This is a genomic window from Rhodoferax sp. (genome assembly GCF_010365055.1).
Classification (GTDB): Bacteria; Pseudomonadota; Gammaproteobacteria; order Burkholderiales; family Burkholderiaceae_C; genus Rhodoferax.
The window spans coordinates 1-8,380 of sequence record NZ_JAAFHA010000125.1 but is presented as its reverse complement, the minus strand read 5'-3'; the positions used below and the strand labels follow the sequence as shown (position 1 = coordinate 8,380).

General features: G+C 57.0%; 11 protein-coding genes and 1 pseudogene. 10 read left to right on the top strand and 2 right to left on the bottom strand.

What is annotated here, in order from left to right; genetic code table 11:
• The first annotated feature begins 60 nt into the window (after nt 1-60).
• The 5 genes from GZ093_RS18795 (at nt 61) to GZ093_RS18775 (ending at nt 4,254) form a co-directional block, all read left to right on the top strand.
• On the top strand, nt 61-729 hold the full coding sequence (locus tag GZ093_RS18795; protein ID WP_296489027.1) for an amino acid ABC transporter permease: 669 nt from the start codon (nt 61-63) through the stop codon (nt 727-729).
• A 10-nt stretch (nt 730-739) separates the two neighbouring features.
• The gene (locus GZ093_RS18790; protein WP_296489023.1) at nt 740-1,390 is read left to right on the top strand and encodes an amino acid ABC transporter permease; all 651 of its coding nucleotides are present in this window, start codon (nt 740-742) and stop codon (nt 1,388-1,390) included.
• A 72-nt stretch (nt 1,391-1,462) separates the two neighbouring features.
• The gene (locus GZ093_RS18785) at nt 1,463-2,188 is read left to right on the top strand and encodes an amino acid ABC transporter ATP-binding protein (protein WP_296489020.1); all 726 of its coding nucleotides are present in this window, start codon (nt 1,463-1,465) and stop codon (nt 2,186-2,188) included.
• 43 nt (nt 2,189-2,231) lie between these two features.
• Nucleotides 2,232-3,509, top strand: coding sequence for an FAD-binding oxidoreductase (locus tag GZ093_RS18780; protein WP_296489018.1), 1,278 nt, complete (start codon nt 2,232-2,234; stop codon nt 3,507-3,509).
• Between the two features lie 31 nt (nt 3,510-3,540).
• Nucleotides 3,541-4,254 carry an aspartate/glutamate racemase family protein gene (locus tag GZ093_RS18775; protein ID WP_296489016.1) on the top strand — a complete coding sequence of 238 codons (714 nt, stop codon included), beginning with the start codon at nt 3,541-3,543 and terminating at the stop codon, nt 4,252-4,254.
• Between the two features lie 110 nt (nt 4,255-4,364).
• Here the strand turns inward: GZ093_RS18775 and GZ093_RS18770 are convergent, their stop codons facing one another.
• The gene (locus tag GZ093_RS18770) at nt 4,365-4,601 is read right to left on the bottom strand and encodes a hypothetical protein (RefSeq protein ID WP_296489013.1); all 237 of its coding nucleotides are present in this window, start codon (nt 4,599-4,601) and stop codon (nt 4,365-4,367) included.
• Between GZ093_RS18770 and GZ093_RS18765 the strand changes: the two genes are divergently transcribed.
• Together GZ093_RS18765 and GZ093_RS18760 are read left to right on the top strand one after the other, a co-directional pair.
• Entirely contained in the window at nt 4,600-5,004 is a 405-nt protein-coding gene (locus GZ093_RS18765; RefSeq protein WP_296489011.1) for a nuclear transport factor 2 family protein, read from the top strand. The two genes, GZ093_RS18770 and GZ093_RS18765, sit on opposite strands and share 2 nt — an antisense overlap.
• 128 nt (nt 5,005-5,132) lie before the next feature.
• Nucleotides 5,133-5,648, top strand: a complete 516-nt coding sequence (locus tag GZ093_RS18760) for an N-acetyltransferase (protein WP_296489008.1) — start codon at nt 5,133-5,135, stop codon at nt 5,646-5,648.
• A gap of 575 nt (nt 5,649-6,223) precedes the next feature.
• On the opposite strand, the gene GZ093_RS18755 is transcribed toward GZ093_RS18760, so the two are convergent.
• Nucleotides 6,224-6,676, bottom strand: a complete 453-nt coding sequence (locus GZ093_RS18755; RefSeq protein WP_296489005.1) for a hypothetical protein — start codon at nt 6,674-6,676, stop codon at nt 6,224-6,226.
• Nucleotides 6,677-7,002: 326 nt separating this feature from the next.
• On the opposite strand from GZ093_RS18755, the gene lysM reads away from it, so the two are divergent.
• The 3 genes and pseudogenes from lysM to GZ093_RS18740 all read left to right on the top strand — a co-directional run.
• Nucleotides 7,003-7,491, top strand: coding sequence for a peptidoglycan-binding protein LysM (lysM, locus tag GZ093_RS18750; protein ID WP_296489002.1), 489 nt, complete (start codon nt 7,003-7,005; stop codon nt 7,489-7,491).
• Between the two features lie 55 nt (nt 7,492-7,546).
• Nucleotides 7,547-7,789, top strand: a complete 243-nt coding sequence (locus GZ093_RS18745; RefSeq protein ID WP_296488997.1) for a GlsB/YeaQ/YmgE family stress response membrane protein — start codon at nt 7,547-7,549, stop codon at nt 7,787-7,789.
• A gap of 126 nt (nt 7,790-7,915) precedes the next feature.
• Nucleotides 7,916-8,299 (top strand): annotated as a pseudogene (locus GZ093_RS18740) (polyphosphate kinase 2); the annotation flags it as partial.
• Between the last annotated feature and the right edge of the window lie 81 nt (nt 8,300-8,380).

Sequence of the window (8,380 nt, the reverse complement as noted above, 5' to 3'; positions counted from 1 at the left end):
CGGCGCTGGTGTGACTGCGCCGAATCCCAAGCCGCTCCTACTTCAATCATTGGCTACTGAATGTTGTTGAATCTGAACTTTCGGGTCATTGGAGAAACGCTGCCTGATTTTTGGGTGGGCTTCCTGGCCACCTTGTCGATTTCATTGACGGCGTTTGCTGGCGCCATCGCCATTGGCATCATCGCCTGTGCAATGAGCATCCAGCCGTCGCGCCTGGTTCGGGCACCAGCGATGGCCTATGTGGATGTGATACGGGCAACACCCTTGCTGGCCCAACTCTATTTCCTGTATTTCGGCTTGCCAAGTTTCGGCGTGCTCATGCCCGAAACCGTGATTGGCATCATCGCGCTGTCGATCAACAGCGGCGCCTATGTCAGCGAAATCATCCGCTCCGGGATCATGTCGATTCCTCGTGGGCAGGTTGAAGCCAGCGCCAGTTCGGGCATGAGCTATTGGCAGCAAATGCGCCTCATCATTCTCCCGCAAGCGCTGCGCCCCATGGTGTCGCCGTTGATCGGGCAGGCGATTGTGCTGGTCAAGGACTCGTCACTGCTGTCGCTCATTTCAGTCCTGGAGCTCACGCGCGCCGGGCAAACCCTGGCCAATGACCGGTTCATGCCAGTGGAAGGCTTGGCAACCACTGCGGTGGGCTACCTGATCATCTACTTTGGACTGAAGTTGATGGCGGCCGCATGGATGCGCCTCAATCAGCCCTCTGCACGCCACTGAAAGCCACGACATGACGCTGTTCTTTGAGCAACTACAAGGCATTGCCCAGTACTATCCCGTGCTTATCAAGGGCATTGGCATAACGCTTGCTCTGTCGGTCATTGGCATTGTCGCGGGGACCATGGTCGGTTTCGTGCTGGGCATAGCACGCGCCAGTTCCAACAAGCTGCTCTCGTTTGTCGTCGGCGCCTACACCGATATCTTTCGCGGCACACCGGTGCTGGTTCAAGTCTTTGTCGTCTTCTTCATACTGCCTGAGGCCGGCGTTGAGCTTGACTCGTTCACGGCCGGCGCCCTGGCGCTGTCCAACATCGCGGCCTGCTTCATCTCCGAAATCGTGGCCTCCGGGATCAGGGCCGTGCCCATCGGCCAGGTCGAGGCCGCCGCATCGGCCGGCCTGACCCGCTTGCAGCAACTCAGGCTGGTCGTCATGCCGCAAGCCACGAGAATGGTGGTCCCTTCTCTGGTCGGGCAATTCGTTCTGCTCATCAAAGATTCTTCGGTTGTGTCAGCCATCGGGCTTCTCGACCTGACGCGCTCGGGTTGGATCATTGTGCAAAGCGTCCCCAATGGGTTGCTGGTTTTCTCTGTGGTGGGCATTGGGTATTTCCTGATCTGTTATCCGCTGCTTCATCTGTCTCGGCGAATGGAAAAGACGTGAGCTGCCAGCATCCCTTCAAGACACATCAGACCCAGTCATGGCGATAGCGAAGACGACGAGGAATAAGCGCAAATGATCAAATTCAAAGAACTCAACAAATGGTATGGCACGCACCACGTGCTGCAGAACATCAATCTTGAGGTTGCCAAGGGAGAGGTGGTGGTCGTATGCGGGCCGAGTGGCTCTGGCAAAAGCACACTGATCCGCTGTGTCAATGGTCTTGAAAAGTTTCAAAGTGGTTCTTTGATCGTGGACAACCTGCCCGTTGCCGTCGAAGCCAATCTCAGGCAGCTGCGGATGGAACTTGGCTTTGTCTTCCAGCAATTCAATCTCTACCCCCACAAGACCGCGCTTGAAAACGTCACGCTGGCGCCGATTCATGTACGCAAGCTGCCAAAAAAAGAAGCCATCAGCCGGGGCCGGGCCATGTTGGAAAAGGTGGGCTTGGGCGATAAATTTGATTCCTACCCCCAACAGTTGTCAGGCGGGCAGCAACAGCGGGTTGCCATCGCCCGCAGCCTGTGCATGCAACCCAAGGTGATGCTGTTTGATGAGCCGACCTCTGCGCTCGATCCCGAAATGATCAACGAGGTTTTGGATGTGATGGTGTCCTTGGCCAAAGACGGTATGACGATGATTGTGGTCACCCACGAAATGGGCTTTGCCCGCAAGGTGGCCGACCGTGTGGTGTTCATCGACAAGGGGGCCATTGTGGAGGTCGCGGCGCCTGAAGTCTTCTTCACAACACCAAGGAATGAGCGAACGCGTGAATTCCTCGGGAAGATTCTTCACCACTAGCAAGCCATCTTGCCAGATCAAACGCTTTCCAGAAAGATTCTTCATGACCCGCGTCAGTACAAATAAAACACCGAGCACACGTACCGTGGCCATCGTCGGGGCCGGCGTGGTCGGCGCGGCGACCGCGCTGGCGCTGGCGGCTAAGGGCTACCTGGTCACTGTCATTGACCATGGGGAAGTCGGCGCTGGAACCAGTTCGGGCAACGCCGGCGGCATTGTCACCGGCGCTGTGACGCCAACGGCCACACCGGGTGTTCTTCGGTCCATTCCGTCCTATATTTTTGACCCGGATGGTGCCGCGGTGCTGCGGCCCGCTTATTCTCTTCAGGTGCTTCCGTGGTTGTTGCGCTTCATTGCGGCGGGTCGCCCGGCACGGGTGTCAAGCATCGCCCAAGCGCTTGAGCCGCTCGTCGCCAACGCCATGCACGCCCACCTTGCCTTGGCCGATCTGAGTGCTGCCCGTGAGCTCATCCGCCCCGTGGGCTGGTTGAAAGTGTACAAATCAGATGCCGGGTTTGCAGAGACCGCGCTGGAGCGCGAATTGATGACGCGCCATGGCGTCAATTTTTCGATACTCAACGCCGCTGAAGTGGCCGATCTTGAACCCAATCTGAACCGGGACGCCTACACGCGTGGCGTGTTCCAGCCCGACAGCGGCTTCGTCAACTATCCCACGGCGTTGACACAAGCCTACTTCGAGGGCGCGCGCCAACGTCAGGCGCAATACATCCAGGAGAGCGTCCTGGAAGTCAGGCCGACTGAAGGCGGTGGCCTCTCTGTCAAGACGGATAAAGCCACGCGGCAGTTTGATGCCGTGGTCATCGCGGCGGGGGCCTGGTCAAAGCAGTTTGCGAAACAGATGGGCGACAAGGTCAGCCTCGACACCGAGCGTGGCTACCATATTTCATTTGGGTCGACGGGCGGTGAGTTGCTGCGTCGCCCGGTCGGCTTTCCGGAGCGCCATTGTGTTTTGTCGCCGATGCACGACGGCATTTCTCTGGTCAGTGGCGATGAGTTGGCGGGCCTGCGCGCGCCGCCAGACTACCGGCGTATTCGCGCCATGGCGCCCTTTGCGCGCAGCGTGTTGCCGGGTCTTGCCGAACAGGCGATCCAGCGTGAATGGATGGGCTATCGCCCCTCAACGCCGGATTCCTTGCCCGTGATTGGGCGTTCACCCAGCTGCAAGAACGTGTTCTATGCTTTTGGACATGGTCATCTGGGGCTGACTCTGGCCGCGATCACGGCGCAATTGATTGCCGGCCTGGTCAAGGGTGATGCAGAGCCCTTCGACTTGTCACCCTATCGAATTAACAGGTTCTGAAAAATGAACGCACACAACGGCAAGAAGAATCATGACTGTTGAAACCGAAGCGGCAAAAATCGCTATTCTTTGCTGGGAATCGGGGCAGGTCCCTCAGGGCCTGCTGCAACTCGAGACCCTGCCAGGCAACAGCACCAACCCCGCCTCGTATGACTACGATGTGAGGTTCCATCGCGTGTCTGGGGCCAACGTCCACACGATTCTTGAAAAGCCCGATCTTGCCGTCCTGCGCACAATGATCGTCGATGCCCGGATGCTGGTGTCGCAGGGTGCCAAGGCCATCACCACGAGTTGCGGATTCAATGCCATCTTCCAGCGGGAATTGGCCAGTGCTGTGGGCGTGCCCGTTTTCACGTCCAGCCTTCTGCAGGTTCCTATTGCAAGGCAAATTGGCAGCCCGGACAGTGAAATCTGCATCATCACGGCCAACGCGCGTGCGCTGGGTCCCGAGCACCTGAAGGCGGTTGGTATCGCCAACTCGGACGGTCTGCACATCATCGGTTTGGAGCATTGCACAGAGTGGAACCGGATGTTCGCCGAGCCCGATGAGGCGGTCGATCTCGATGTCATCGAGCAGGAAGTTTTGGGCACGGCGCGTCGAGCGCTTGATGCGCACCCCGGCATTCGGGCCTTCGTTCTTGAATGCACGGACCTGCCTCCTTATTCGGCAGCGATTCGGCGCCAGTCCGGTTTGCCAGTATTCGACTTCATCACCATGGTGAATTACCTGCATTCAACCATCTAATCTATTGAATTGGCGCAATCAATCTTGAATTCAAGACCACCAGCGGGCATTCAATGAAGTTGCCAAACTGCAGTCATTTCCCCATTTTGCGGTTAGCTAAAGCATTGCGGTTACCTGAGAATGGAACAACTTGTGCTGAAATCGATGACGGCGGCTTTGTTGAATTCAATATGCTGTATAGATACGCGGTGAATCAAGCTAACTACATGATTACAGACATCTTTTGGATTTTGCTGCGCCATGTCATCCGGCAAGGTGCCATGTGATTTCGCACTTTTGCGGAATATGTCAAAGTCGGGCATCATGGGATGAACGTCTACGCAGACGCGGACAGGAGGGTTGATCATGACCAATGTAATTCCTGCGGTCACCACCGAAATCTTGCAGGCTTTCGCCGATGCATGGAATCGCCATGACGTCGATGCCCTCATGTCATTCATGGCAGAGGACTGTGTGTTCGAAGCCTCGGCAGGTCCGGACATCTGTGGCACTCGCTACGCGGGACGGGAGGCCGTGCGAGCTGGCTTTGCGGAGGTCTGGACAACTTTCCCGGATGCCCATTGGGGCAATCCGCGGCATATGGTCCACGGAGATCGCGGGATCTCTGAGTGGACATTCACGGGAACACGAGTGGATGGTACTCGCGTGGAAGTACATGGGTGTGATGTGTTCACCTTTAGAGAGGGCAAGATCGCCCTGAAGAACTCCTATCGTAAGAACCGCTCACCCGCGGCCGCCCGGAATCGTTAACCCAACCGCGTTTGCGAGCACTATGGCAGCCAACCCGTCGCTCCAGCCGACCTACCACGGCTGGCTTCGCCAGCCTGCACGAACGGCTGAGCCCAAACCTTGGCCAATCAGGAGAGGAATTCAGATACATGACGGACAAGGTACTAATCAGAAGTGAAACGAACGACGATTTCACCACCATCGCCGAGGTGACGGCCGCTGCGTTCAAAACTCTGGCAATCAGCAATCAGACGGAGCAATACATCATTGCCGAACTGCGTGCTGCCAAGGCGCTCACGGTCTCGCTTGTCGCTGAAGTGGATGGGCGCGTAGTGGGGCATATCGCATTCTCACCGGTGACGATTTCCGACGCCCCCCCGGACTGGCATGGACTCGGACCTGTGTCGGTATTGCCGCAATACCAGCGAAGAGGCATTGGCAGCGCGTTGATACAGGAAGGGATATTGCGTCTGAAAGGCCTTGGTGCCCGGGGTTGCTGCCTCGTGGGACATCCGGGATACTACAGACGCTTCGGGTTCCAGAACATCCGGGGGCTTGCCTGCGAGGGAGTACCGCAAGATGTATTCTTCGCCTTATCTTTGGATGGCCATATTCCGCAAGGCAACGTTGAGTTTCACTTCGCATTCAAAGCGGATGGCCAATAGGACCACCGGTAGTGCCTGATCCTTTGGGCTGCACGACTGCAATGAAGAATTCGGTTCGGCGATTTGTCGTTGTGGACCAACACCCCCGAATAGCCCCTGCTGGTCGATGGCCGAGTAGGCCTATCCGAAAGCAGAGCCACACAGCCGACTGTCGATCTGATGACGCCAATGCCCAGGTTGGAGCAGGCAGATCGCAGATAGGTACAGCGGCTCTCAGTCTGATCCGGGTACTCATCACAAAAGCGCTGTTAATCAATTTGCCTCCTGAGCCACAAGCTTTTTTGCCATAACCTCCCACAGCCGAAAATTACCGCAACGCTCCGACGGCTAGGCCCGAAATCACCACCTGCGTTGCGTCGGTACGGATGTGGCGGCAAATTCTGAGTGGGGGTGAAAATTGATCGTAGTGAAATTGCCCCGGCGGCAGCGCTGACGACTTTCAGCAACCACCAGCCAAGAACCTACCGTCACACCGCAATGTCAGTCAATGGCCGTCAGGATACTGTGAACATCAGGGTGCCCGAACAAGAGTGTCCCCAGCAAGATTCCACTGCGTGCCTAACTTGCATCCATGGTTACTTGCGGTATGGATTGTTCGGGACGCGGTCGTAGCGATTGCGAACACCGTCGCCGTCACGGTCGCGGTCCTGCTGGTTCATGATCCCATCGCGGTCGAGATCACCATAAGGACCACGAAGGCGTGCCTGGCGCCACTGATTGCGCGGGCCGCCCCGATCGTAGATGTTGGCGATGCCGTCGCGGTCGTGGCCGCCATAAGGGCCGCGGCCTTGCCAATGCTGCCCGTCATTGCGTCGACCGTCACCATAGCGCCGATACTCTCTGGGCGCCGGCGTGTAGTAAGGCTGGGGATGCCCATACCCAAATGCCGGCTGCACGAAGAGGCCAGGTACCTGCACGCCGATGGAGAAGTGCACATCGCTACGGGCGTGCGCCGATGAGGCCGCCGCGAAAGCGCCCAGGGCGATCGCAACTGCAGCGAGCGATTTGGCGGAAATGAGATGTTTCATGAAAAACTCCTTGAGTTGGTATGAATCACATCTTGCGCGTCCGTGTATGAACGCAAGCTGAACCGATTCAAGAAATATCTTGAGCAGGATGAACGTCAAGCGGTCGGCAACACAATGTCCACCGGGGCCCCCACCCAACTCAGATTTGCGTCACCTCTTCTGTTTGCTACCGTACAGAAGACATCGGCATGTCTAACTAGACTCCAACTTGCGCTGGCCATGCCTGCATCCGGCCGGTCCATCGGTTGGTCAGGCTGCAAGCGAACTAAACCAAAGCCGTGCCTTGAGCGGCACATAATTTTCATTGTCTATTGGAGTACCGCAACATGAGTCTGATTTCCTTCATCAAAGAAGCTGGCGAAAAACTGTTCAATCTGGGCAAGCCCGATGCGATCGCCACCGGAGCGCCTGCAGATGTGGCCGCGCGCAACCAGAAGGCCGCCGATGCGATTCTGGCCTACGTCAAGAGCCAGAATTTTAATGTGCAGAATCTCGCTGTCGCCTTTGACGGCGCCTCAATGACCGCAACGGTCTCGGGAGCGGCGGCGGATCAGGCAACGCGCGAAAAAATTGTCCTGTGCTGCGGCAATGTCGGCTCCGTTGAAAAAGTCAATGATCAATTGAGTGTCAATGCCGCTTCAGAAGCGTCCCGCTTTTACACCGTCAAGGGCGGCGACACACTTTCGAAAATATCGAAAGAGATGTATGGAGACGCTAACAAATATGATGCAATTTTCGAGGCCAACAAGCCCATGCTGAAGAGCCCGGATCGCATCTATCCGGGCCAGGTTTTGCGCATTCCCCCGCTGGCTTGATCCGTTGGCTGTCTCCCACCTTCCGATTCACACGCTTACCGTCAGGGGTTAACTCATGTCAATTATCTGGGCCGTTCTCATTGGCTTTGTTGTCGGCATCATCGCCAAATTTTTGACCCCCGGCAAAGATCCGAGCGGGTTTTTCATCACGGCTGGCATCGGTATCGGCGGGTCGCTGGCTGCGACCTTTCTGGGCCGCTCGCTGGGCTGGTACGCGACGGGTGAAACCGCAGGTCTACTGGGGGCCTTGGTCGGTTCCATCATTTTGCTGCTGCTCTATCGCATGGTCAAACGTTGACGGCCCCGGGAGCAAAGCCGTCAGCCGCATTCGCAGAACACTATGAATGTGACGCGGCTCGGGCGACACCATTGCACGCTTGAGTTGCGGTCTTGACGGCCGCAGTCATCCCGGTACGATGTGTCCATGAAAAAATCCAAAAACGGCAAGCTCGGCACATTGGGCAAAAACGATTACTTTGACGAGATGGAGCCGCTGCAGCTTGAGCTCAATGACCTGGCGCGCTGGCTGGTGCACACCGGCAAGCGTTTGATGGTGGTGATCGAGGGGCGTGATACGGCTGGCAAGGGTGGCGTGATTTCGGCCATTGCTGACACCTTGAACCCGCGCCAGTGCCGCACCGTGGCGCTGGCCAGGCCCAGCGAGCGCGAGCAGTCACAGTGGTACTTTCAGCGCTACGTGCCGTATCTTCCTGCAGCGGGCGAAATTGCGCTGTTTGACCGCAGTTGGTACAACCGGGCGGGTGTAGAACGTGTCATGGGTTTTTGTACCGAACAGCAGACCAAAGAGGTAGTGCAACATTCGTTCTGTAATTTCCCCGACCACTGAAACTGACCCTGTTTGGAAGTTTCTGGTTTTGGGATTTTTTAA